Source organism: Pseudomonas sp. L5B5, from assembly GCF_020520285.1.
Classification (GTDB): Bacteria; Pseudomonadota; Gammaproteobacteria; order Pseudomonadales; family Pseudomonadaceae; genus Aquipseudomonas.
In genome coordinates this window covers 2,265,433-2,287,836 of the sequence record NZ_CP084742.1, presented here as the reverse complement: position 1 = coordinate 2,287,836, position 22,404 = coordinate 2,265,433, and the positions used below count along the sequence as shown (strand labels likewise).

Genomic DNA, 22,404 nt, shown 5'->3' with positions numbered 1-22,404 from the left:
GCAGCGCTCTAGGAAGGAGCCAAAGGAATGAGTCTCAGAAGTCTCAATATTGCGCCACGCGCAAGCCTGGGTTTTGGTTTGCTGGCGCTCATGGTGTTTATCCTCGGGGCGTTCGCCCTGATGCAAATGGCCAACATGCGCCAGCAATCGGACGAAGTGGAGAGCAACTGGCTGCCCAGTGTCATGTCCGTCGGCGACATGAGCCAGGACCTGTTGCGGATCCGTGCCCTGACCCTGCGCCTGCTGATCAACCGCGCCCCGCAGGCAATTGTCCAGAACGAAGGCAAGATCAACGACATCAAGAAGGGCCTGAGTATTGCCCAGGGCCGTTATGAGTCGCTGATCGTGCTGCCCCAGGAGCGTGTGCTGTTCGACCGCTTCAAGTCCATAGAGAAGCAGTACCTGGAGCGTCAGGCCCAGGTCATGGCGTACTCCAGCCAGAACCAGGTGGAGGAGGGGGTCAAGGTCGTCAACGGCGAGATGAACCAGTTGGCCGACGAGATGGCCACCACGCTGCACGAGCTGGTGGAGTTGAACAAGCAGAGTGCCACCCAGGCCACGGACCTGGCCAAGGCGGTGTTCAGCAAGTCGCGGATATGGGTGGTGGTCATGATCGTGGTCGCGGCACTGGTGACCATCGGCCTGGCCCTCCTGCTGACGCGCAGTATCGTCCTGCCGCTGGCGCAATCGCTGAGCGTGGCCGAGGTGGTGGCCGGGGGCGACCTGACGGGCGATATCAAGGTGATCGGCAAGGATGAGCCGGCCCGCCTGCTGCAGGCGCTCAAGGCCATGCAGCACAGCCTACGGGAAACCATCAAGCGGATTTCCGATTCCTCCAGCCAGTTGGCCTCGGCCTCGGAAGAACTCAGCAGCGTCACCGAGGATGCGACCCGCGGCCTGCATCAGCAGAGCCAGGAAATCGAGCAGGCGGCCACGGCGGTGAACCAGATGACGGCGGCGGTGGAGGAGGTGGCCAGCAATGCCGTGGCCACGTCCCAGGCTTCCCGGGAGTCCGACCGGATCGCCCAGCATGGGCGCGAGCAGGTGCAGCAGACGGTGCTGTCCATCGAGTCGCTGGCACAGGATGTGACCGCCAATGCTGGCCAGGTCGAAGACCTGGCGCAGAAAGTCTATGGCATCAGCAAGGTATTGGAAGTGATCCGCGCCATCGCCGAGCAGACCAATCTCCTGGCCCTGAACGCAGCCATCGAGGCGGCGCGGGCAGGGGATGCCGGGCGTGGTTTTGCCGTGGTGGCCGATGAAGTAAGGGCACTGGCCCACCGGACCCAGCAGTCGACCCAGGAGATCGAGCAGATGATCGGTGGAATCCAGCAGGGCACCGACCAGGCGGTAAACGCCATGCAGCAGAGCAATACCCGTGCTCGCTCGACCCTGGAGGTGGCCAAGGCGGCCGGCCAGGCCCTTGAGGAGATTGCCTCGGCATTCACCGAGATCAACGAGCGCAACATAGTCATTGCGAGCGCCTCGGAGCAGCAGGCGGCGGTGGCGCGAGAGGTGGACCGCAACCTGATGAACATCCGCGACCTGGCCCACCAGACCTCGGCGGGCGCCAACCAGACCAGCGCCGCCAGCCAGGAACTGTCGCGCCTGGCGGTGGACCTGAACACCATGGTGGCGCGTTTCTCGGTGTAGATCGCAGGCAAGAAAAAGCCCCGAACCAGTCGGGGCTTTTTCAGGAGAGCGGCGGGGCTTACTTGCCCTGCCAGCGCTTCAGCACCAGGGTGGCGTTGGTGCCACCGAAGCCGAAGCTGTTGCTCATCACGGTGTTGATGGTGGCGTCTTCGCGGGTCTTGGTCAGGATCGGCATGTCGGCCACTTCCGGATCCAGTTCGTCGACGTTGGCCGAGCCGGCCATGAAGTTGCCTTCCATCATCAGCATGCAGTAGATCGCTTCGTGAACGCCGGCGGCGCCCAGGGAGTGACCCGACAGGCTCTTGGTGGAGCTGATGGCCGGCGCCTTGTCGGCAAACACTTCACGTACGCCTTTCATTTCGGCGACGTCGCCAACCGGCGTCGAAGTGCCGTGGGTGTTCAGGTAGTCGATCGGGGTGTCGACGGTGGACATGGCCATCTGCATGCAGCGGATCGCGCCTTCGCCACTTGGAGCCACCATGTCGTAGCCATCGGAAGTGGCGCCGTAGCCGACGATTTCCGCGTAGATCTTGGCGCCACGGGCCAGGGCGTGTTCCAGCTCCTCGACCACCACCATACCGCCACCGCCGGCGATGACGAAGCCGTCACGCTTGGCGTCATAGGCGCGGGAGGCCTTTTCCGGAGTTTCGTTGTACTGGGTGGACAGGGCGCCCATGGCGTCGAACAGGAACGACTGGGTCCAGTGTTCTTCTTCACCGCCGCCAGCGAAGACGATGTCCTGCTTGCCCATCTGGATCTGCTCCATGGCAGTCCCGATGCAGTGGGCGCTAGTGGCGCAGGCCGACGCGATGGAGTAGTTCAGGCCCTTGATCTTGAACGGGGTGGCCAGGCAGGCGGAAACAGTGCTGCTCATGGTCCGGGTGACGCGGTACGGGCCAACACGCTTCACGCCTTTCTCGCGCAGGATGTCCAGCGCTTCCATCTGGTTCAGGGTCGAGGCACCGCCGGAGCCGGCGATCAGGCCGGTACGCGGGTTGGACACTTGCTCTTCGGTCAGGCCGGAGTCGGCAATGGCGTCTTTCATCGCCAGGTACGCATAAGCTGCCGCGTGGCCGACGAAACGATAGATCTTGCGATCGATCAGTTCTTCGAGGTTCAGGTCGATGGAGCCGGAAACCTGGCTACGCAGACCCATTTCGGCATATTCCGGGTTGAAGCGGATGCCAGGGCGACTTGCACGCAGGTTAGCGGAGACGGTCTCTTTGTCATTGCCCAGGCACGAAACGATGCCCAGACCAGTGATAACGACGCGGCGCATGCGGATAACCCTTAAAAATTGTCAGTGGAGGTGAACACGCCGACCCGCAGGCCTTCGGCAGTGTAGATTTCCTTGCCGTCGACGCTGACCGAACCATCGGCGATGGCCAGGTTCAGCTTGCCCTTCAGGACGCGCTTGATATGAATGTTGTAGGTGACCTTCTTGGCCGTTGGCAGGACCTGGCCGAAGAATTTGACTTCTCCCGAACCCAGTGCACGGCCGCGGCCTGGCAGGCCTTGCCAGCCCAGGTAGAAACCCACCAGCTGCCACATGGCATCCAGGCCCAGGCAACCTGGCATGACCGGATCGCCTTCGAAGTGGCAGGCGAAAAACCACAGGTCTGGAGTGATATCCAGCTCGGCGACCAACTCACCTTTGCCGTACTTGCCGCCTTCGCCGCTGATATGGGTGATGCGATCGATCATCAGCATGTTACCGGCGGGCAGTTGCGCATTACCTGGGCCGAACAGCTCACCGCGACTGCAGCGCAGCAGGTCTTCCCGAGTAAAGGCGTTTTGTTTGGTCATGCGAGCTCCTCAATAGTCCCGTGCGGCAGGGTTGGGCAAATCTTCCCAGCCGATCGAAGCGTTCATGCCTCGAGCCGGCAGCCTACTCATAGACTATTGCGTTGTAGTGAAAGTCACAGCGCAAAGGGCATGAATGTACACTTGTGCACTGAAATTTTTTTCGAGGGCCTTTTCGGGGCCCCATCGGGTGCCTAAGACTGCCGCACTTTCGCCCGCCACGCCAGTCGCAGATGTTTGAAAATAGCCTGCTACTGCACCCAACGTTGGAGAATTTGCTGCAGATCCGCCCGCTTGAAAGGTTTCGCCAGATAGTCGTTCATGCCCGCCGCGAGACAGGCTTCACGGTCGCCCTGCAAGGCGTTGGCGGTCAGCGCGATGATGGGCAGATCGGCACAACCGGGCAATTGCCGGATCTGTCGGGTGGCTTCGTAGCCGTCGACCAGCGGCAACCGGCAATCCATCAGGATCGCTTCGAAAATCAGGCTTTCGGCGCTGCGCACCGCCTGGACGCCATCGGTCACGATGCTCACGCTGAAGCCCAGGCTGCGCAGCATGGCCTGGATCACGGTCTGGTTCACCGGATTGTCCTCCACCAGCAGCACGTTGCGGCCTTCGCCCTGATGCGCCGTCGTGCTGACCCGCGGGGCGAGCACCGGCAGGCTCTGTTGGAACAACGCCAGCGGGATCTCCAGGGTGAATACCGATCCGTGGCCTTCCTCGCTTTGGGCGCGCAGGGTGCCGCCCATGCGCTCGGCCAGGGTCCGAGCGATGGGCAAGCCCAGCCCGGTGCCGCCATAGCGCCGGGAAATCGAGCTGTCGGCCTGCTGGAAGGCGTCGAACATCGATTCCAGGCTCGCCGGATTGATGCCGATGCCGCTGTCGCGCACCGAGCAGGTGAACCACAGCAGCTCATGATCCAGGGTCTGCCACTGCGACTCGACGGTGACGCTGCCTTGCTCGGTGAACTTCAGCGCGTTGCCGATCAGGTTGACCAGGATCTGGCGGATCCGTGTCGGGTCGCCCTTGACCTGCAGCGACTCCATCCCTGGCGGAATCCGCAGCCTCAGGTCCAGGCCGCGCTGCAGGGCGGTGTGCTGGAAGGCCTGGGCCGAGCTGCCGATCAGTTCGGACAGGTTGAACGGGATGTGTTCCAGCTCCAGGGCCGAACGTTCGATGCGGGAGAAATCGAGGATGTCGTTGATCACCTTGAGCAGGTGTTCGGTGGACTCCGAAGCCAGCGCGGCGTACTCGCTCTGTTCGCGGGTCATCTCGGTGGTTTCCAGCAACTGCAGCATGCCCAGCACGCCATTCATCGGGGTGCGCAGTTCGTGGCTCATCATCGCCAGAAAGTCCGACTTGGCCTTGTTCGCCCGTTCCGCCTCTTCCCGGGTCTGGATCAGTTGCGACATGGCCTGCTGCTGCTCGCGGCTGGCCAGTTCGAGGCCGGCCGCGAGGTTGTTGATATGCCGGGCCAGGTTGCCCAGTTCGCCGTCATCGACGATGGGCAGTGGCGTCTTGAAATCGCCCTCCTGGATCGCCTTGACCGCGTTGCTCATGGCGCTGATCGGTTGGGCCAGGCCGGCGGCCAGGCGTCGGGCCAGCAGGTAGGTGAAGAGCAGGGCGAACAGGGCGAGGATGCCGGCCTTGAGGACGATTTCCTGCTGGCGCTGGCTGAAGGCATCGTTGGACATGCCGACGATCACCCGCCCCAGGTAGCCGTCGCCCTGGCTGGCCAGGCTGCCCGGTGCCTCCTGCAGGAAGTCGTTGTGCACCTGGATGCGCTGCAGCCGCACCGGGGCCTGGAACACCTTGATCTGCTGCGCATGATCGCGGCTGGCCGAGGGTTGTTCGACATACACCAGGATGTTGTTGGCGCTGTCCTGCACTTCGACAAAATGCACGTGGGGCGTGGTCAGCGTCGCCTGCAGCAGGCTTTCCAGTCCTTCGTTGTTGCCGGAGATCAAGCCGTACTCGGTGGCGGGGGCCAGCTGGTTGGCGATCAGTTGGCCGGTGTGATCCTGCTCCTGGTGCAAGTCTTGGATGCGCACGAAGGTGAAGAAGCTGATCAGCAACAGCGTCAGGAGCAAGGCAGGACCGAGGCTGATGAGCTGGGTGCGGGCGTGGATGTCCCAACGGCGACGCAATGTCATGGGCGTTTCTCTCCTTCGCTCAACTGGCGCGCAACGGCCTCGGGGTCGATTTCCTCGATGCCCAGGGAGCGTGCCACCTGTGGATTGCTCAGTACTTTGAAGGCTGTCGGGTACAGCGTGCGCGGCCAGCGGGCCACAGGCTGGTCGAGCAGCTGGTCGAGAGTCTGCAGCCAGTCCTGCTGGTCGCTGTAGGTGCTGGCCAGGCTGCCGGCCCTGACGAACCCGGCGTTGGGCCCGATCAGGGCCTGTTGCCGGGCGTAGCTGCTGAGCAGCAGGTTCTTGACGGTCCTGGGGTTGTACAGGCTGGGGTCGTCCAGCCCCAGCAGGACTTCGCTGTCGCGCAGCACCTCATGCAACGGGCGGCTGTCACCGGTGCTGTCCCAGGGCTCGGCGACGATCTCCAGGCCCAGGGAGCGCGCCGCTTCACGCACTTCATCGAGCAGGAAGCGGCTGTCCTGGCTGTACAGCACGCCCACGCGGCGGACCTGGGGCAGGACGCTGCGGATCAGGCGCAGCTGGCGCGCCATCGGTGGATCGCTCCACAACAGGCTGAGCCTGGGCTGTGGTGTGCCCGGCAGGCGCTGGGCGGCCTGCAGGCGACTGATGCGCAACACCAGGGTCGCCGGGCCTTGTGGTTCTTGCAGGCGCCAGTCGAGACTCTGCGGGTCCAGCAGCACCAGGCGGGTGGTCGCGGGCAGTTGGCCTGGCGCGGGCAGTTGCCCCAGGGGCACGAAGCGCACTTGGTCCCGGGGGCGCAAGTCGGCCAGGTCTCGGGTGAAGTTGCGCACCCCTTCGTTGTCTTCGTTGGCGGTCAGGAGGATGTCGGCCGCCCGCAATGGCGCGCACAGCAGCAGTCCCAGCAGGAGCAGGCCCCAGCCGAGTCGACCCACGCCCTTGCGGGAACTGGCCATGCTAGAACTCCAGCTCCGCGCTGAAATAGAGCGTGTGCCGTGAGTCGTAGCGGTTGTCGGCGAACGTGGTGGGCTCATGGTCGAGCCGTTGTTGCAGGGTGCCCGCCAGTTCCAGGCTGGCCTTGCCCAGGGGCAGGCGCTTGGCGACGCGGGTATCGACCCGCTGGAAGCGATAGCCGTTGAGGGCGTTGTCCCCATAGTAGAAGAGCGCGCTCGACCAGCCCTGGCCCCAGTTGCGCAGCCAGCCGGCCGAACCGCTGTTGCTGGCGCTCAAGCGCTGGTCCAGGGGATTGCTGGCCCGGGCATGGACGTAGGCGTAGGTCAGGCGCAGGCGATCGGCGCGGCTCAGGTGCCAGTCCAGCTGGCTTTCGCTGCCGGTGAAGCGCGCCGAGTTGCTGTTGCTGGCCACGTACTGGTTGTTGCGCAGTGGCTCGCTGACCATCTGGCTGATTTCGTCATAGAACAGCTTGATGTCGAGGTTCAGCGCCTGGTCGACGAAATAGCCGTTGTAGCCCAGCTCGCGTGAGCGCATGCGCTCCTGGTCGAGGTTGCCGGGACCACGGGTCCTGACGAAGTACTGGGCGCCATCCTGGCCGTAGACCGGGGCGCTCAGGCCGGTGACCCGGTAGCTCCAGTTGACGTTGTTCTCGAACATGTCTGGTGACCGGATAGCCTCCGAGTACACCGCTCGCAGCCCGTGGCGGGGGGTGATCAGGTAGTTGACCGCGATTCGCGGGGTCAGGGAGTGGCCGCCCAGCTCTGTGTCCTCGTACATGGCACCGCCCTGGACCAGCCAGTGTTCGCTGGCCCGCCACTCCAGCTGGCCGAACAGGCGCCAGGTGGTGTCGTCCAGCACGCCGTTGAAGTAGGTCTCGGAGTCGGCGCGGTCGTAACGATAGTTCATGCCGCTGACCAGCCGCAGATTGTCGGCCAGGCTCAGGGTGTCCTGTATTTCCAGGTCGTAGCGAGTTTCCCGGGCGCTCTGGTCGATATTGCCGCAGACGGGCTTGCTCCCACCTTCCTTGTTCCATTGCTCAAGGACTTTCCCCGCCAGTGCTTCTTCGTCCGGGGAACCGGCCGGTGCCTTCGAATAACTGGCGATGTTGCGTGCCAGGCGCTCGGTGTAGTTCGGGTTGAGCTGCCACAGGCGAGTCAGCTCGGGGCTGAAGGACAGGGCCGCATCGCAGGCTCTCCAGGTCTGCTGCCGGTCCCAGTGCTGGGCCGAGCCCTGTACATAGAGGCTGTGTCCCGGGTCCAGGTCCAGGTTCCAGCGCAGGGAGCCGGCGTAGTCCTTGGCGATCACGTCGGAGTTGTAGCCGTTCTGGCTGATGCCCGAGAACACCGGCTTGTAGGTATATGGCCGCTGGTTGCTGCCTTCCTTGGCATTGAACTGCCAATCGATGCTCTGGCGTTCGTCGAGCATCTGGCTGACCGAGAGGCTGATGCGATTCAGGCGCCGGCTGTCGCGATAGTCCGAACCGTCCAGGCGCTCGTCGAAACCGTCGTCCTGCTGTCCCGAGAGCGACAGGCGCAGGTCGCCGCCGTCCCAGCCGATGCCCTGGCTGGCGTACCAGTCGGCGATGCCACGCTGGCCGCGGGTCACCTTGACGCGCGTGCCATGGCTGGTGGCCGGCGAGCGAGTAATGATATTGACCACGGCCATCAATGCATTGGCGCCGTAGCTGACGGTATTGGGGCCGCGGAACACCTCGATGCGCTCGATGTCCTCCATGGCCACCGGGATGTCGCTCCAGTCCACGGTGGCCAGCCCGGCGCGGTACACCGACCGGCCGTCGATCAGCACCTGCATGCGCCGGGCTTCGCTGGCATTGGTGCCGTGGTAGTTGACCGTGGCCTGGTTGCCGCTGATGGCGCCAACCATCATCCCCGGTACCAGGCGCAGCAGCTCGCTGATGTCCCGTGCACCGCTGGCCTTGATCAGCTCGCTGTCGAGCACGGTCATGCTGCCCGGCACTGCGGCGGGAGATTGTTTCAGCCGGGTCGCGGTCAACACCTGGGGCAACGCTGCGTTGTCCACGAACAGGTCGTCGGCCAGCACTGAATGGCCGAACAGCGTGCCCAGCAGCAGTGACAGGCGAAGGGGAGAGGGACCAGCGGGCACGGCGCAGCCTTGAATCTTGGGAGATGGCGCGCATGTTAACCGAGACGGTCGAGTTTTCCAGTCAACAGGCCCGACATCCATCAAGCCCCCGCGCGGGTTGGCGACAGATCGCCCGGGTGGCTGCCGGGGCTGGTGATGGAATGGCTGCCCCGTATAATGCCGCCATCGCCACTGCTTATGGAAAACGGATTGCATATGACACAACAGCGCCCTATTGCGGTCCTGGGAGGCGGAAGTTTCGGTACCGCCGTGGCCAACTTGCTGGCCGAGAACGGTCAGCCGGTGCGGCAGTGGATGCGTGATCCCGAGCAGGCCGAGGCCATTCGGCTCAATCGCGAGAATCCGCGTTATCTCAAGGGCATCAAGATCCACCCTGCGGTGGAGCCGGTCACCGACCTGCTGGCCACTCTTGACGACAGCGACCTGTGCTTCGTCGCCTTGCCCTCCAGTGCCCTGCGTGCGGTGCTCGCTCCCCATGCGCAGTTGCTCAGCGGCAAGATGCTGGTCAGCCTGACCAAGGGTATCGAGGCCCAGACGTTCAAGCTGATGAGCCAGATCCTCGAGGACATTGCGCCCCAGGCGCGAATCGGGGTGCTCTCCGGTCCCAACCTGGCGCGTGAAGTGGCCGAGCACGCGCTGACGGCCACGGTGGTGGCCAGCGAGGACGAGCAACTGTGCCAGCAGGTCCAGGACGTGCTGCATGGCCGTACCTTCCGGGTCTACGCCAGTGCCGATCGCTTCGGCGTCGAACTGGGCGGGGCCCTGAAGAACGTCTACGCGATCATCGCCGGCATGGCGGTGGCCCTGGGCATGGGGGAAAACACCAAGAGCATGCTGATTACCCGGGCCCTGGCGGAGATGACCCGCTTTGCCGTGAGCCAGGGCGCCAATCCCATGACCTTCCTCGGCCTGGCCGGGGTCGGCGACCTGATTGTCACCTGCTCCTCGCCCAAGAGCCGCAATTACCAGGTGGGTTTTGCCCTGGGCCAGGGCCTGAGCCTGGATGAGGCTGTAAGCCGTCTGGGCGAGGTGGCGGAGGGCGTCAATACCCTCAAGGTACTCAAGGCCAAGGCCCAGGAACTGGGCGTCTACATGCCGCTGGTGGCCGGTTTGCACGCGATTCTGTTCGAAGGCCGGACGCTGAACCAGGTGATCGAGCTGCTGATGCGCGGCGAACCGAAGACCGACGTCGACTTCATTTCCACCAGCGGATTCAACTGAGCGGTACAGGAGCCAGACATGAACGATATGAATTCCGAAGCCAAGTACCAATCCCTGCTGCTGCGGGTCCTGTGGATGCTGGTGTTCGCGCTGGTGTGGCAGGTGGCGCAATTCCTCCTTGGCACACTGGTGGTGGTACAGCTGATCTATCGGCTGGTCTACGGTGCGCCGAACGCCGGCCTGATGAACTTTGGCGATAGCTTGAGCCAGTTCCTGGCACAAATCGGTCGCTTCGGCAGCTTCCACACCGAACACAAGCCCTGGCCGTTCGGTGACTGGCCGACACCCCGGCCGCCCGAAGGCGAGGCGCCCCATAGCGTGCCACCAGCGCCGCACCCGGTGCGTGACGAGGAGCCCAAGCTGTGAGGCTGTGGATACTGCGTCATGGCCAGGCCGAAGCCCATGCGGCGACCGATGCCGAACGCAACCTCACCGCCCACGGCCGCCAGCAGGTATTGGCCAGCGCCGCACGGTTGATCGGTCAGCCCATCGACGGGATCGTCGCCAGCCCGTATGTCCGGGCCCAGCAGACGGCGGACCTGGTACGCGAGGCCCTGGGTTTCGCAGGGGACGTGCGCACGGTGTCCTGGCTCACGCCTGACACCAATCCGCTCAAGGCACTGGAGCAACTGGACAGTGCCCAGAACCTGCTGCTAGTCAGCCATCAACCCCTGGTGGGCAGCCTGATCGGCCTGTTGCAACACGGTCACCTGCGTGACCCGCAAGCCATGGACACCGCCAGCCTGGCGGAGCTGCAGGGCGACTGGCCATTGGCCGGATCCTTGACCCTGGTGCGTGTCAGTCACCCCTGACGCCCTTGGCGGCGACCGGGCCCACGGGCTCGATCGCCGGATCGCGGGTGGTTGCGCCGGCTACATTTCTTAACTTGCAGCGCTCCTTTGTGCGTGGAATAGTCGACCGAGCAAGTGCTTGGTTGGTCAGAGGCTGTTCCCGAACACAACAAAAACAAAGGAGCGAGTCATGTCTGCTGCTTTCAGTTTGCCGTTGCAAGTGTTCTACGAGCGTGAAGCTCGTCATCCCCACCAGCGTTTCATGGTCCAGCCCAGCGCGGGAGGGCAGGTACAGGAGCTGAGCTGGGCCCAGGTCGGCCAGCAGGCTCGACGGGCCGCCCAGTGGTTGCGGGAGCGGCAGCTGCCGGCAGGCAGCCATGTAGCGATCATCGGCAAGAACTCCGCCCACTGGATCATCGCCGACCTGGCGATCTGGATGGCCGGGCATGTCTCGGTGCCGCTGTACCCCAACCTCACGGCCGAGTCGGTGGCCCAGGTGCTGGATCACTCCGAATCGGTCCTGGCGTTCATCGGCAAGCTCGATGACTGGCCACAGATGGCCCCGGGCGTCAGGCCCGGACTGCCCACCATCGGCCTGCCGCTGGCGCCCGAGGCGAGGTTCGATTTCAGCTGGGACGAGTTGCAGGCGTGCCAGCCTTTGGCGGACAGCCCCTGTCCACCGGCCGACCAACTGGCCACCATCATCTATACCTCCGGCACCACCGGCTCGCCCAAGGGCGTGATGCACAGCTTCGCCAACCTGGGCTTCGCCGCCAGCGGCGGGGTCGAACTGTTTCGCCTGGGCCCTGGTGATCGTCTGTTGTCCTACCTGCCACTGTGTCATGTGGCCGAGCGCATGTTCGTCGAGATGGCGGCGATCTACACCGGGCAAACGGTGTTTTTTGCCGAGAACCTCGACACCTTCCTGGCCGACCTGCGGCGGGCACGGCCCACGGCGATGTTCGGCGTGCCGCGAATCTGGACCAAGTTCCAGATGGGGGTCTACGGCAAGATGTCGGCCAAGCGCCTGGACGTCCTCCTGGGGCTGCCGCTGATCGGCAAGCGCGTCGGCAAGAAGGTCCTGGCAGGGCTGGGGCTGGACGCACTGCGGGTGGCGCTGTCCGGAGCCGCGCCGGTGCCCGGGGCCCTGTTGCACTGGTACCAGCGCCTGGGCCTGGACGTACTGGAGGTCTACGGCATGACCGAGAACTGCGGGTATTCCCACATCGGCCGTTCCGGGGAATACAGGCCGGGCTGGATCGGCCGGCCCTGCCCGGGGGTCGAGGTGCGTATCGATGGGGACGGCGAGGTCCAGGTTCGCAGCGCTGCGGTGACCCAGGGTTACTACAAGGACCCGGACAGGACTGCCGAGACCATCACTGCGGACGGCTTCCTGCGCACCGGCGACAAGGGCGAGCAGGACAGCGCCGGCAACCTGCGCCTGACCGGCCGGCTGAAGGAAATTTTCAAGACCAGCAAGGGCAAGTACGTGGCCCCTGCGCCCATCGAGATTCGCCTGGCCGAGCATGCGCACATCGAGCAGGTGTGCGTGGTCGGCGATGGCCTGAGCGCCCCCCTGGGCCTGTGCGTGCTGTCGGAGGCTGGCCAGCGGGAGGCGGGGGGCAGTGCCCGCGAGGGGCTGCACAGCAGCCTGGAAAACCTCCTGGCCCAGGTCAATGGTCGCCTGGACAAGCACGAGCGCCTGCATCGCCTGGTGGTGGTCAAGGGCATCTGGGCGGTGGAGAACGGTTTCCTGACCCCGACCCTGAAGATCAAGCGCAATGTGATCGAATCCACCTATGGCGGCAGTTTCCAGGCCTGGAGCGAGCGCGAGGACGTTGTGCTGTGGCAGGATTGAGCGACAACAACCTACAAGAAGGACGCGGTGATGAGTCAATGGCGTACCCCCCCGAACCTCGAGCAACTGAACGCGCTCCAGAAGAACACCATCGGCGAAGTGCTCGACATCCGCTTCGAGTCCTTTGACGAGCAGTCGCTGACGGCCAGCATGGTCATCGACCATCGCACCCACCAGCCCTACGGCCTGTTGCATGGCGGGGCTTCGGTGGTGCTGGCCGAAACGGTCGGCTCCATGGCCAGCTACCTGTGCATCGATGCCAGCAAGTTCTATTGCGTGGGCCTGGAGATCAATGCCAATCACCTGCGGGGCCTGCGCAGCGGCCGGGTCACGGCCGTGGCCAGGGCAATCCATATTGGCCGGACCACCCATGTCTGGGATATCCGCCTGAGCAGCGACGAGGGCAAGGCCAGCTGCGTGTCGCGCCTGACCATGGCGGTGGTGCCGCTGGGGCAGACCCCGCCGGCTGCCTGAGGCGCCAGGTGTGGGTCGGCCCCGGGTGTCAGTATTCCTGTTCGTTACGGTCATTGCCCTGGTGCCGACCCTTGCGGACAATCGCCGTTGATCTGGTGAATGGATGAGTCGGTATGTCGCAACAGGTGTTTTTCGCTCACGCCAACGGGTTTCCCTCAGGGACCTACGGCAAGTTGTTCGCTGCCCTGGCGCCGGAGTTCGAGGTCGCCCATCTGCAGCAGCATGCCCATGACCCGCGTTTTCCGGTGGACGACAACTGGCGCAGCCTGGTGGATGAACTGATCCATCACCTGCAGCAGCAGTCCCAGCCGGTCTGGGGCGTCGGGCACTCATTGGGCGGGGTTCTGCACCTGCATGCGGCGCTGCGGTGTCCGGAGCTGTACCGGGGCGTGGTGATGCTCGACTCGCCCGTGCTGACCCGGGCCGACCAGTGGGTGATCCGCGCCGCCAAGCGCTTTGGTTTCATCGACCGCCTGACTCCGGCCGGCCGCACCCTGGGCCGGCGTGAGGAATTCACCGATATCGAGTCGGCCCGCCATTACTTTTCGCGCAAGACCCTGTTCCGCGCCTTCGATCCGGATTGCCTTGATGCCTACCTGCTGCATGGCCTGCAGCAGGTGGGCGATCACCTGCGCCTGCGCTTCGACCCGGCCACGGAGATCAGCATCTATCGCGGCGTGCCGCACACCAGCCCCGGCAGTGCCCGCCAGCTCAAGGTGCCCCTGGCGGTGGTGCGCGGCCAGCAGAGCAGGGTGGTGATGCGTCACCACACCAGCGCTGTGGGCCGCATGCCCCAGGGCGTGTCGCTGACCATGCCGGGCGGCCACATGTTTCCCCTGGAACGGCCCCAGGCCACCGCAGCCTTGCTCAAGGACCTGTTCAACCGCTGGGAGCATGGCCAGCAGCGGAGCCTTGCATGAGCCCGGGCGTGGAAGAAGTGCGGCTGAACCTGCCGCATATCGAGTTGGCGGCCCATCTGTTCGGTCCCGAGGACGGCTTGCCGGTGATCGCCCTGCATGGCTGGCTGGACAATGCCAACAGCTTCGCGCGCCTGGCCCCCAGGCTCCAGGGCCTGCGCATCCTGGCCCTGGACCTGGCCGGCCACGGGCACTCGGGGCATCGCCCGGCGGGAGCGGGATATGCCTTGTGGGACTACGTCTACGACGTGCTGCAGGTGGCCGAACAGCTCGGCTGGTCGCGTTTTGCCCTGATGGGCCATTCACTGGGAGCCATCGTGTCCCTGGTGCTGGCGGCGGCCATGCCCGGGCGAGTCAGCCACCTGGCGCTGATCGACGGAGTCATTCCGCCCACCGCCAGCGGCGACGGGGCTGCCGAGCGCCTGGGCATGGCCCTGCAGGCGCAACTGGCCTTGCAGGACAAGCGCAAGCCGGTCTACAGCACCCTGGAGCGGGCGGTCGAGGCACGGATGAAGGGCCTGGTGGCGGTCAGCCGGGAGGCTGCCGAGCTGCTGGCGCAACGTGGCTTGATGCCGGTGGCCGGGGGCTACACCTGGCGCAGCGACAGTCGCCTGACGCTGGCCTCGCCCTTGCGCCTGACCGAGGAGCAGGCCATGTCCTTCGTCCAGCGGGTTGCCTGCCCGACAAAACTGGTGGTGGCGGCCGATGGCATGCTGGCCAGGCACGAGGAGTTGCTGCAGCGTCTACCCTTCTCCCTTGAACAGCTGCCGGGCGGGCACCACTTGCATCTGAACGATGAGGCCGGTGCCGCTTTTGTCGCAGACTGTTTCAATCGGTTTTTCGCCGTTCCTTGACTTGACCCGGTCAACTGTCGAGGCTTGGCGGGTTGAAATGGGAGACAACCATGATAGATCTGTACACCGCTGCGACCCCCAATGGCCACAAGGTTTCCATCCTCCTTGAAGAGCTCGGCCTGCCCTATACCGTGCATGCCCTGAGTTTCGACAAGCAGGAACAGAAGGCGCCGGCGTTCCTCAAGATCAATCCCAATGGGCGTATTCCGGCCATCGTCGACCGCGACAATGGCGATTTCCCGGTCTTCGAATCCGGTGCGATCCTGGTGTACCTGGCCGAGCGCACCGGTCGCCTGCTGCCCAGCGATCCCAAGGGGCGCTCGCAGGTCATGCAATGGCTGATGTTCCAGATGGGCGGCATCGGCCCCATGCAAGGCCAGGCCAACGTGTTCTTCCGCTACTTCCCGCAAAAGCTGCAGGGCGCCATCGACCGTTACCAGCACGAGACCCGGCGCCTGTACGAAGTCCTCGACACCCGCTTGCAGCAGGTCGAATACCTGGCCGGGGACTACAGCATTGCCGACATCGCCACCTTCCCCTGGGTGCGCGGCCATGAATGGTCGGGCGTCTCGGTGCAGGGGCTGGTAGCCCTGCAGCGCTGGATGGCGGCCATGGAGGCCCGGCCTGCGGTCCAGCGCGGCTTGCAGGTTCCGCAACGCAGTGACGACGCCAGCGTCGTCAAGGGCGCCCAGGCCATGCTGATCCGATGAGGGCCCCGATGCGTTCACTCATCCTCCTGGGCCTGTCCCTGACCAGTGTGCTGGCCTGTGCTGCCGATCTTCCGGGTAGCCAGGACCTGCCCCTGGTGCCTCGCCTGACCGATGCCCAGATCGTCGACTACCGCCCCGCGGTGGAACAGGAGCGGATCTACCCCATGGGGGCGATCCGCAAGATCAGCGGCCAGTTGCGTTTCGACGGCCAGGTCAATGCCCGTGGCAAGCTCACCGCCATCACCTACCAGTTGCCGGCCGAGCGCACCTCCAACGAGGCTTTCACCCTGGCCCGCGAGGCCTTGCAGAAGCAGGGCGCCGAGCTGTTGTTCTGGTGCCAGGCCCGCGATTGCGGCGAGAGCAGCCTGTGGGCCAACGAAGTGTTCGGCAATGCCAAGCTGTACGGCGCCGACGAGCAGCAGGCCTACCTGCTGCTGCGCCTGGCAGCGCCCCAGGACAACTCTCTGGTGGCCCTGTACAGCATCACCCGGGGCAATCGTCGGGCCTACCTGCATGTGGAACAATTCGACGCCGCTGCCCCCCTGGGGGAGCTGCTGCCCACGTCCGCGACCCTGCTCCGGCAGTTGAAGGACACCGGTCGGCTGGACCTGGCCAACCTGGTCGCACCGCAACCTGCGTGGCTCACCTTGCTGTCTCGCGGATTGAACCTGGATACCACCTTGCGGGTCAGTCTTTCCGGCCAGCAGGCCGAAGCCTGGCGCCAGGCGCTGATCGGCCAGGGCGTGCGTGCCACGCGAATGGAAACCGGCGACACCGAAGCCACCGGCCTGCATTTCGAACTGCTGCGTTAAGCTTTCATAGGCGACCCGCGCCCGCGGGTTCGCCTACTCTTCACTGGTTATTCTTGCGCGAGACATTTCATGCCCAATAACGATCGCCTGCTGGTGCAGATCCTGCTCCTGGTGCTGTTCGGTGCCAGCTTCTGGGTGATGGCGCCTTTCTGGTCGGCCCTGTTCTGGGGCGCGGTGCTGGCATTTGCCAGCTGGCCGCTGATGCGTCTGCTGACCCGCTGGCTCAATGGCCGCGAGTCCCTCGCCGCTGGCTTGCTGACCCTGGGCTGGATGCTGCTGGTGGCGGCGCCGCTGGTCTGGCTCGGCCTCAACCTGGCGGACCATGTGCGCGACGCCACGGCATTCATCAAGGATGTCCAGGTCGACGGCTTGCCCGAGGCGCCAGCCTGGCTGGGTGGCCTGCCGTTGGTGGGTGAGCGCCTGGTCGGCCTGTGGAACAGCATCGATGAGCAGGGCGCGGCGCTGATGGTGACGGTCAAGCCGTACCTGGGGCAGGTGGGCAACTGGTTGCTGGCGCGCAGCGCCCAGGTGGGCGGGGGCATCCTGGAGCTGACGCTGAGTATTGTCTTCGTGTTCTTCTTCTACCGTGACGGCCCTCGCCTTGCGCTGTTCGTGCACAAGCTGCTGGAGCGGCTGATCGGCGATCGCGCCGGCTATTACATCGACCTGGTGGCCGGCACGGTGCAGCGGGTGGTCAACGGGGTGATCGGTACGGCGGCGGCCCAAGGCCTGCTGGCATTGATCGGCTTCATCATTGCCGGGGTGCCCGGGGCACTGGTGCTGGGGATCGTCACCTTCCTGCTCAGCCTGATTCCCATGGGCCCGCCGCTGGTGTGGATCCCGGCCACAGCCTGGCTCGCCTGGAAGGGCGAGTACGGCATGGCGGTGTTCCTCGGGATCTGGGGCACTTTCATCATCAGTGGCGTGGACAACGTGCTCAAGCCCTACCTGATCAGCCGCGGCGGCAACCTGCCGCTGGTGATCGTGCTGCTGGGGGTCTTCGGAGGCCTGATCGCCTTCGGTTTCATCGGGTTGTTCATCGGCCCGACCTTGCTGGCGGTGGCCTACAGCCTGCTGCTGGACTGGAGCGCCAGCCAGGCACGCAACCAGGAGCCTCGCTGAGGCGGCGGATCCTCAGGGGCGCGGCAGGCGCAGGACTGCGGTCAGGCCACCGCCCGGGGTTTGCTCGAGCAGCAGTTGGCCACCTGTGCGTTCTGCGGCCTCGCGGGCGATGGTCATGCCCAGGCCGACGCCACCGGAGTTGCGGTTGCGCGAACCTTCCAGGCGAAAGAATGGCTCGAACACCGCCTCACGCTTGTCGGCGGCAATGCCCGGGCCGTGGTCGATGACCCTGATCAGCAGGTGTTCGCGGTTGTCTTCCAGGGCCAGGGTCGCGTGGCCGGCATAACGCAGGGCGTTGTCCAGCAGGTTGTTCAGGCACGACTGCAGGGCCATGGGTTGCACCAGCAGCGGTGCGCAATGGCCCAGGGCTTGCGCATCGGCGCCCTGGTCCTGGGCGTTCTCGCACATCGATTCCACCAGCGCCTGCACGTCCATCAACTGCCACATTTCGCTGGTGCGCTGTTCGTGCAGGTAGCTGAGGGTGGCGTCGAGCATCTTGATCATGTCGTCCAGGTCCTGGCGCATCTGCCCCTGCAACTTGCTGTCCTCGATCTGTTCCAGGCGCAACTTCAGGCGTGACAGTGGCGTGCGCAGGTCGTGGGAGACCGCGCCGAGCATGCGCCCGCGCTGCTGGACCTGTTCGCGTATGCGCTTCTGCATCTGGTTGAAGGTACTGGCCGCTTGCCGTGCTTCATGGGGCCCGAGTTCTTCCAGGGGCGGGCTGTCGAGGTTCTCGCTGAGCCGTTCGGCGGCATCGCTCAGGCGCTGGATGGGACGTGATAGCAGCTTGGCGCCGTACCAGGCCGCAATGATCAGCGAAATGAACTGGAAGGTCAGGGGCACCAGGGGGCCGCTGAACCAGTGCCGTGGCCGCCGGGGGAAGTGAGGGGGTGGACCGGGAGGCAGGCCATTGTCGAAGGCCGTCGCAGTGGGCGGCGGTGGCGGCGGGCGCGGTGGGCCGTAGTGCTGGAACCAGAAGAATGCCAGCAGGTGGGCGAGCACGATCGCGATCAGCAAGACCCCGAACAGGCGGCCGAACAGCGTATCGAAGCGCCCCCGCATCAGCCGATGTCCCGGGCGTCGAACAGGTAGCCTTCGCCACGCACGGTCTTGATCAGCTGCGGTGATTTCGGGTCATCGCCAAGTTTTTGCCGCAGGCGCGAGACCAGGAGGTCGATACTGCGATCGAAGGCTTCGATGGAGCGTCCACGGGCAGCGTCCAGCAGTTGCTCGCGACTGAGCACCCGGCGCGGGCGCTCGAGGAACACCCAGAGCAGGCGGAATTCGGCATTGGACAGGGGCACGACCAGGCCGTCGGTGGAGATCAACTGGCGCAGGACGCTGTTCAGGCGCCAGTTGTCGAAGCGGATGCTGGCCCGTTGTTCGCTGCGGTCGTCGCGCACCCTGCGCAGGATGGTCTGGATGCGTGCGACCAGTTCCCGAGGCTCGAACGGCTTGGCCATGTAGTCGTCGGCCCCCAGCTCCAGGCCGATGATGCGGTCGGTGGGTTCGCAGCGGGCGGTGAGCATCAGGATCGGGATGTCCGATTCGTTGCGCAGCCAGCGGCACAGGGACAGTCCATCTTCGCCGGGCAGCATCAGGTCGAGCACCACCACGTCGAAATGCTCGGCCTGCAGGGCCTGGCGCATGGCTGTGCCATCGGTGACACCACTGGCGTGGATGTTGAAACGCTCCAGGTAGCCGATCAGCAGTTCGCGGATCGGCACATCGTCGTCGACGATCAGGGCCCGGGTGGTCCAGCGCTTGTCGTCGCCATTGACCGGGGCTTTGCTGTCTTCACTGGGGAATGGGGTGTTGTGCATGGGCGGTCATCTGCCAGGTAGGCTGCCGGCGGCCGGGCGGCGACGGCGAGGTTATGGCTTCAGCATAGGCGTCCGGCCCGGGGGCTGGAAGTGCTGTTCATGGGTGTTGCGGCTGGCGAGGGTAGCGGCGGGGGGTGTTGCTGGCGTGTCGTCCGTGTATCGGTGTTGATACATTGCGCCACCTGATCGTCGGCCTGGCGTGGTGTTGCAGACGAATCGCCTTGCATCGGGTCCCGGACCGGCCCGGCTTGCGCTACAATCCGCGCCGATTTCGACTTGCCTGAGAGCCTTTTCATGTCCGCCTGCCAGACACCTATCATCGTCGCCCTGGATTTCCCCACCCGTGACGCCGCACTGAAACTGGCCGATCAACTGGACCCGAAACTGTGTCGGGTCAAGGTCGGCAAGGAGCTGTTCACCAGCTGCGCCGCCGAGATTGTCGGGACCTTGCGCGACAAGGGTTTCGAAGTGTTCCTGGACCTGAAGTTTCATGACATTCCCAACACCACCGCCATGGCGGTCAAGGCAGCTGCGCAAATGGGCGTCTGGATGGTCAATGTGCACTGCTCCGGAGGCCTGCGCATGATGGCGGCCTGCCGTGAGGAGCTGGACAAGCGCAGCGGCCCCCAGCCGCTGCTGATCGGCGTGACCGTGCTCACCAGCATGGAGCGTGAGGACCTGGCCGGCATCGGCCTGGACATCGAGCCCCAGGAGCAGGTGCTGCGCCTGGCGGCCCTTGCGCAAAAGGCCGGCATGGATGGCCTGGTGTGCTCGGCCCTGGAAGCCCAGGCGCTCAAGAGCGCCCATCCGTCCCTGCAACTGGTGACCCCGGGGATCCGCCCGGCGGGCAGCGCCCAGGATGACCAGCGGCGGATCCTGACCCCACGCCAGGCCCTGGATGCCGGTTCCGATTACCTGGTGATCGGTCGCCCCATCAGCCAGGCCGCCGACCCGGCCAAGGCGCTGGCCGACGTCGTGGCCGAACTGGCCCTGTAAGGCCCCGGGAGCCTTTCGCTCCCTGCACCAGCCCCGGTTCCGGGGCTGGTTCGCTTCAGACCTTGAGCACCAGCTTGCCGAAGTTCTCGCCACTGAACAGCTTCATCAGGGTCTCCGGGAACGTCTCGAGCCCCTCGACGATGTCCTCCTTGCTCTTGAGCTGCCCATTGGCCATCCAGCCGGCCATTTCCTGCCCGGCGGCGGCGAACTGCGCGGCGTAGTCCATCACCACGAAACCCTCCATGCGCGCACGATTGACCAGCAGCGACAGGTAGTTGGCCGGGCCCTTGACCGCCTCCTTGTTGTTGTACTGGCTGATGGCCCCGCAGATCACCACCCGGGCCTTGAGGTTCAGGCGACCGAGCACGGCATCGAGAATGTCGCCACCAACGTTGTCGAAATACACATCGACCCCCTTCGGGCACTCGCGCTTGAGGCCGGCGTGGACGTCCTCGTTCTTGTAGTCGATGGCGCCATCGAACCCCAGTTCATCGATGAGAAAACGGCATTTGTCCTGGCCACCAGCGATCCCCACCACCCGGCAGCCCTTGAGCTTGGCAATCTGCCCGGCAATGCTGCCCACCGCACCCGCCGCCCCGGACAGCACCACGGTGTCGCCGGCCTTGGGCGCGCCGACATCCAGCAGGGCAAAGTAGGCCGTCATGCCGGTCATCCCCAGCGCGGACAGGTAGCGTGGCAAGGGCGCCAGCCGAGGGTCGACCTTGTAGAAACCCCGTGGCTCGCCAACGAAGTAGTCCTGCACCCCCAGGGCGCCATTGACGTAGTCGCCGACGGCGAAATCCGGATGGTTGGAGGCGGTGACCTGGCCCACTCCCAGGGCCCGCATGACTTCGCCGATTCCCACCGGCGCGATATAGGACTTGCCTTCGTTCATCCAGCCACGCATGGCCGGGTCCAGGGACAGGTACTCGTTCTTCACCTGGATCTGCCCGGTGCCGGGCTCGGCCAGGGCACTCTGCTGGTAGGTGAAGGTGTCGCGGGTAGCCGCGCCGACAGGGCGTTTGGCGAGCAGGAACTGGCGGTTGGTGAGGGTGGTCATGACAGGCTCTCGAGGGCTGGATGAAACCCTAGTTGATAGACCCTCGGGCCGGGCGCCGCAAGGATCGCCTGTCCAGCGAATGAGCTGCGATCCAGTGCCGTGATGAGCTTAGGGGGCCTTCATCACCGCAACGCATGCCGTGGCAGATGGACACCTGATAGTGCTGCCCCGGCGCCGCTGCCCTGTGGCTAGATGGCCCCGGGTATTGGGCCCGTACTGGATTGAGGATCTTTGCATGAGCATGACGTTTTCCGGCCAGGTGGCCCTGGTGACTGGCGCGGCCAACGGGATTGGCCGGGCCACGGCCCTGGCGTTCGCCGCGGCGGGCCTGAAGGTGGTGGTGGCGGACCTGGACGTGGCCGGGGGCGAAGGCACCGTGGCGCTGATTCGCGAGGCGGGAGGCGAGGCGCTGTTCATACCCTGCAACGTCACCCTGGAAGCGGATGTGCAGCAGCTCATGGCGCGCACCCTCCAGGCCTACGGTCGCCTGGACTACGCGTTCAACAATGCCGGGATCGAGATCGAGAAGGGGCGGCTGGCCGATGGCTCGCTGGATGAGTTCGACGCCATCATGGGGGTCAACGTCAAGGGTGTGTGGCTGTGCATGAAGTACCAGCTGCCGTTGCTGCTGGCCCAGGGCGGTGGGGCCATCGTCAACACCGCATCGGTAGCGGGCCTGGGGGCGGCACCGAAGATGAGCATCTACGCTGCGTCCAAGCACGCGGTGATCGGCCTGACCAAGTCGGCGGCCATCGAGTACGCCAAGAAGAAGATCCGGGTCAATGCCGTGTGCCCGGCGGTGATCGATACCGACATGTTCCGCCGTGCCTATGAGGCGGACCCCAGGAAGGCCGAGTTCGCCGCGGCCATGCACCCGGTGGGACGCATCGGCAAGGTCGAGGAGATCGCCAGTGCGGTGCTCTACCTGTGCAGCGACGGGGCCGCCTTTACCACCGGCCAGGCGCTGGCCATCGATGGCGGTGCCACGGCCATCTGAGTGCGGCCATCTGCCTGGCGGCCTGACAGGCGGATGGAATCGACCTCCAGCGTCCTGAAAGCGACCTGTACCAGCGTTTTTGCCACTATTGCGACACCAGAGGCTTGTGCGTCGGTACAGGCCGTTG

The 22,404-nt window shown here is 65.0% G+C and carries 21 protein-coding genes and 1 pseudogene; 14 read left to right on the top strand and 8 right to left on the bottom strand.

The window, feature by feature from the left end; all coding sequences use genetic code 11:
- Nucleotides 1–27 precede the first annotated feature (27 nt).
- A pseudogene (locus tag LGQ10_RS31540) lies at nt 28–798 on the top strand (MCP four helix bundle domain-containing protein); the annotation flags it as partial.
- The gene (locus LGQ10_RS31535) at nt 790–1,653 is read left to right on the top strand and encodes a methyl-accepting chemotaxis protein (protein ID WP_413247616.1); all 864 of its coding nucleotides are present in this window, start codon (nt 790–792) and stop codon (nt 1,651–1,653) included. The pseudogene LGQ10_RS31540 and the gene LGQ10_RS31535, both read left to right, overlap by 9 nt.
- Nucleotides 1,654–1,711: 58 nt before the next feature.
- Here the strand turns inward: LGQ10_RS31535 and fabB are convergent, their stop codons facing one another.
- The 5 genes from fabB to LGQ10_RS10285 form a co-directional block, all read right to left on the bottom strand.
- On the bottom strand, nt 1,712–2,932 hold the full coding sequence (gene fabB, locus LGQ10_RS10305; RefSeq protein WP_058435200.1) for a beta-ketoacyl-ACP synthase I: 1,221 nt from the start codon (nt 2,930–2,932) through the stop codon (nt 1,712–1,714).
- A gap of 11 nt (nt 2,933–2,943) precedes the next feature.
- Nucleotides 2,944–3,459 carry a 3-hydroxyacyl-[acyl-carrier-protein] dehydratase FabA gene (fabA, locus tag LGQ10_RS10300; protein WP_058435199.1) on the bottom strand — a complete coding sequence of 172 codons (516 nt, stop codon included), beginning with the start codon at nt 3,457–3,459 and terminating at the stop codon, nt 2,944–2,946.
- 248 nt (nt 3,460–3,707) lie between these two features.
- A complete protein-coding gene (locus LGQ10_RS10295) occupies nt 3,708–5,609 on the bottom strand; it encodes an ATP-binding protein (RefSeq protein ID WP_058435198.1) in 1,902 nt (633 codons plus the stop codon).
- On the bottom strand, nt 5,606–6,520 hold the full coding sequence (locus LGQ10_RS10290) for an ABC transporter substrate-binding protein (RefSeq protein WP_226525484.1): 915 nt from the start codon (nt 6,518–6,520) through the stop codon (nt 5,606–5,608). Before LGQ10_RS10290 ends, LGQ10_RS10295 begins: the two co-directional genes overlap by 4 nt.
- 1 nt (nt 6,521) lies before the next feature.
- Nucleotides 6,522–8,642, bottom strand: coding sequence for a TonB-dependent receptor plug domain-containing protein (locus LGQ10_RS10285; RefSeq protein WP_319003948.1), 2,121 nt, complete (start codon nt 8,640–8,642; stop codon nt 6,522–6,524).
- A 195-nt stretch (nt 8,643–8,837) separates the two neighbouring features.
- Between LGQ10_RS10285 and LGQ10_RS10280 the strand changes: the two genes are divergently transcribed.
- From LGQ10_RS10280 to LGQ10_RS10235, 10 genes are all read left to right on the top strand, one after another.
- A complete protein-coding gene (locus tag LGQ10_RS10280) occupies nt 8,838–9,863 on the top strand; it encodes an NAD(P)H-dependent glycerol-3-phosphate dehydrogenase (RefSeq protein WP_058435585.1) in 1,026 nt (341 codons plus the stop codon).
- A gap of 18 nt (nt 9,864–9,881) precedes the next feature.
- Nucleotides 9,882–10,229: a DUF4389 domain-containing protein gene (locus LGQ10_RS10275; protein WP_058435584.1), complete on the top strand. Its 348-nt coding sequence runs from the start codon at nt 9,882–9,884 to the stop codon at nt 10,227–10,229.
- Nucleotides 10,226–10,675, top strand: a complete 450-nt coding sequence (gene sixA, locus LGQ10_RS10270; RefSeq protein WP_058435583.1) for a phosphohistidine phosphatase SixA — start codon at nt 10,226–10,228, stop codon at nt 10,673–10,675. The genes LGQ10_RS10275 and sixA overlap by 4 nt, the downstream gene beginning before the upstream one ends.
- Before the next feature lie 169 nt (nt 10,676–10,844).
- Complete coding sequence (locus tag LGQ10_RS10265; protein WP_058435582.1) at nt 10,845–12,512, top strand: AMP-binding protein; 1,668 nt, start codon at nt 10,845–10,847, stop codon at nt 12,510–12,512.
- Nucleotides 12,513–12,542: 30 nt separating this feature from the next.
- Nucleotides 12,543–12,986 carry a hotdog fold thioesterase gene (locus tag LGQ10_RS10260; protein ID WP_058435581.1) on the top strand — a complete coding sequence of 148 codons (444 nt, stop codon included), beginning with the start codon at nt 12,543–12,545 and terminating at the stop codon, nt 12,984–12,986.
- A gap of 113 nt (nt 12,987–13,099) precedes the next feature.
- On the top strand, nt 13,100–13,906 hold the full coding sequence (locus LGQ10_RS10255; RefSeq protein WP_226525483.1) for an alpha/beta fold hydrolase: 807 nt from the start codon (nt 13,100–13,102) through the stop codon (nt 13,904–13,906).
- Nucleotides 13,903–14,757, top strand: a complete 855-nt coding sequence (locus LGQ10_RS10250; RefSeq protein WP_058433751.1) for an alpha/beta hydrolase — start codon at nt 13,903–13,905, stop codon at nt 14,755–14,757. Before LGQ10_RS10255 ends, LGQ10_RS10250 begins: the two co-directional genes overlap by 4 nt.
- A gap of 50 nt (nt 14,758–14,807) precedes the next feature.
- Nucleotides 14,808–15,467: a glutathione S-transferase family protein gene (locus LGQ10_RS10245; RefSeq protein WP_226525482.1), complete on the top strand. Its 660-nt coding sequence runs from the start codon at nt 14,808–14,810 to the stop codon at nt 15,465–15,467.
- Between the two features lie 8 nt (nt 15,468–15,475).
- Nucleotides 15,476–16,279, top strand: a complete 804-nt coding sequence (locus LGQ10_RS10240; RefSeq protein ID WP_226525481.1) for a DUF4892 domain-containing protein — start codon at nt 15,476–15,478, stop codon at nt 16,277–16,279.
- Between the two features lie 69 nt (nt 16,280–16,348).
- Complete coding sequence (locus LGQ10_RS10235; RefSeq protein ID WP_058434022.1) at nt 16,349–17,401, top strand: AI-2E family transporter; 1,053 nt, start codon at nt 16,349–16,351, stop codon at nt 17,399–17,401.
- 12 nt (nt 17,402–17,413) lie between these two features.
- On the opposite strand, the gene LGQ10_RS10230 is transcribed toward LGQ10_RS10235, so the two are convergent.
- Both LGQ10_RS10230 and LGQ10_RS10225 read right to left on the bottom strand, forming a co-directional pair.
- Nucleotides 17,414–18,463, bottom strand: a complete 1,050-nt coding sequence (locus LGQ10_RS10230; protein ID WP_226525480.1) for a sensor histidine kinase — start codon at nt 18,461–18,463, stop codon at nt 17,414–17,416.
- Nucleotides 18,463–19,224: a response regulator gene (locus LGQ10_RS10225; protein ID WP_058434024.1), complete on the bottom strand. Its 762-nt coding sequence runs from the start codon at nt 19,222–19,224 to the stop codon at nt 18,463–18,465. Before LGQ10_RS10225 ends, LGQ10_RS10230 begins: the two co-directional genes overlap by 1 nt.
- Before the next feature lie 294 nt (nt 19,225–19,518).
- Here LGQ10_RS10225 and pyrF point away from each other — a divergent pair, with 294 nt between their 5' ends.
- On the top strand, nt 19,519–20,220 hold the full coding sequence (gene pyrF / locus LGQ10_RS10220) for an orotidine-5'-phosphate decarboxylase (protein ID WP_058434025.1): 702 nt from the start codon (nt 19,519–19,521) through the stop codon (nt 20,218–20,220).
- Between the two features lie 55 nt (nt 20,221–20,275).
- Here pyrF and LGQ10_RS10215 read toward each other — a convergent pair whose 3' ends face one another.
- Nucleotides 20,276–21,280, bottom strand: coding sequence for an NADP-dependent oxidoreductase (locus LGQ10_RS10215; RefSeq protein ID WP_226525479.1), 1,005 nt, complete (start codon nt 21,278–21,280; stop codon nt 20,276–20,278).
- 235 nt (nt 21,281–21,515) lie between these two features.
- On the opposite strand from LGQ10_RS10215, the gene LGQ10_RS10210 reads away from it, so the two are divergent.
- The gene (locus LGQ10_RS10210; RefSeq protein WP_058434027.1) at nt 21,516–22,277 is read left to right on the top strand and encodes an SDR family oxidoreductase; all 762 of its coding nucleotides are present in this window, start codon (nt 21,516–21,518) and stop codon (nt 22,275–22,277) included.
- The last annotated feature ends 127 nt before the right edge of the window (nt 22,278–22,404 follow it).

Bases quoted from the DNA above. Each gene is read 5' to 3' on its own strand.
- LGQ10_RS31535 (WP_413247616.1), top strand. From the start codon at position 790: ATGCAGCACAGCCTACGGGAAACCATCAAGCGGATTTCCGATTCCTCC.
- fabB (WP_058435200.1), bottom strand. From the start codon at position 2,932: ATGCGCCGCGTCGTTATCACTGGTCTGGGCATCGTTTCGTGCCTGGGC.
- fabA (WP_058435199.1), bottom strand. From the start codon at position 3,459: ATGACCAAACAAAACGCCTTTACTCGGGAAGACCTGCTGCGCTGCAGT.
- LGQ10_RS10295 (WP_058435198.1), bottom strand. From the start codon at position 5,609: ATGACATTGCGTCGCCGTTGGGACATCCACGCCCGCACCCAGCTCATC.
- LGQ10_RS10290 (WP_226525484.1), bottom strand. From the start codon at position 6,520: ATGGCCAGTTCCCGCAAGGGCGTGGGTCGACTCGGCTGGGGCCTGCTC.
- LGQ10_RS10280 (WP_058435585.1), top strand. From the start codon at position 8,838: ATGACACAACAGCGCCCTATTGCGGTCCTGGGAGGCGGAAGTTTCGGT.
- LGQ10_RS10275 (WP_058435584.1), top strand. From the start codon at position 9,882: ATGAACGATATGAATTCCGAAGCCAAGTACCAATCCCTGCTGCTGCGG.
- LGQ10_RS10265 (WP_058435582.1), top strand. From the start codon at position 10,845: ATGTCTGCTGCTTTCAGTTTGCCGTTGCAAGTGTTCTACGAGCGTGAA.
- LGQ10_RS10260 (WP_058435581.1), top strand. From the start codon at position 12,543: ATGAGTCAATGGCGTACCCCCCCGAACCTCGAGCAACTGAACGCGCTC.
- LGQ10_RS10255 (WP_226525483.1), top strand. From the start codon at position 13,100: ATGTCGCAACAGGTGTTTTTCGCTCACGCCAACGGGTTTCCCTCAGGG.
- LGQ10_RS10250 (WP_058433751.1), top strand. From the start codon at position 13,903: ATGAGCCCGGGCGTGGAAGAAGTGCGGCTGAACCTGCCGCATATCGAG.
- LGQ10_RS10245 (WP_226525482.1), top strand. From the start codon at position 14,808: ATGATAGATCTGTACACCGCTGCGACCCCCAATGGCCACAAGGTTTCC.
- LGQ10_RS10240 (WP_226525481.1), top strand. From the start codon at position 15,476: ATGCGTTCACTCATCCTCCTGGGCCTGTCCCTGACCAGTGTGCTGGCC.
- LGQ10_RS10235 (WP_058434022.1), top strand. From the start codon at position 16,349: ATGCCCAATAACGATCGCCTGCTGGTGCAGATCCTGCTCCTGGTGCTG.
- LGQ10_RS10230 (WP_226525480.1), bottom strand. From the start codon at position 18,463: ATGCGGGGGCGCTTCGATACGCTGTTCGGCCGCCTGTTCGGGGTCTTG.
- LGQ10_RS10225 (WP_058434024.1), bottom strand. From the start codon at position 19,224: ATGCACAACACCCCATTCCCCAGTGAAGACAGCAAAGCCCCGGTCAAT.
- pyrF (WP_058434025.1), top strand. From the start codon at position 19,519: ATGTCCGCCTGCCAGACACCTATCATCGTCGCCCTGGATTTCCCCACC.
- LGQ10_RS10215 (WP_226525479.1), bottom strand. From the start codon at position 21,280: ATGACCACCCTCACCAACCGCCAGTTCCTGCTCGCCAAACGCCCTGTC.
- LGQ10_RS10210 (WP_058434027.1), top strand. From the start codon at position 21,516: ATGAGCATGACGTTTTCCGGCCAGGTGGCCCTGGTGACTGGCGCGGCC.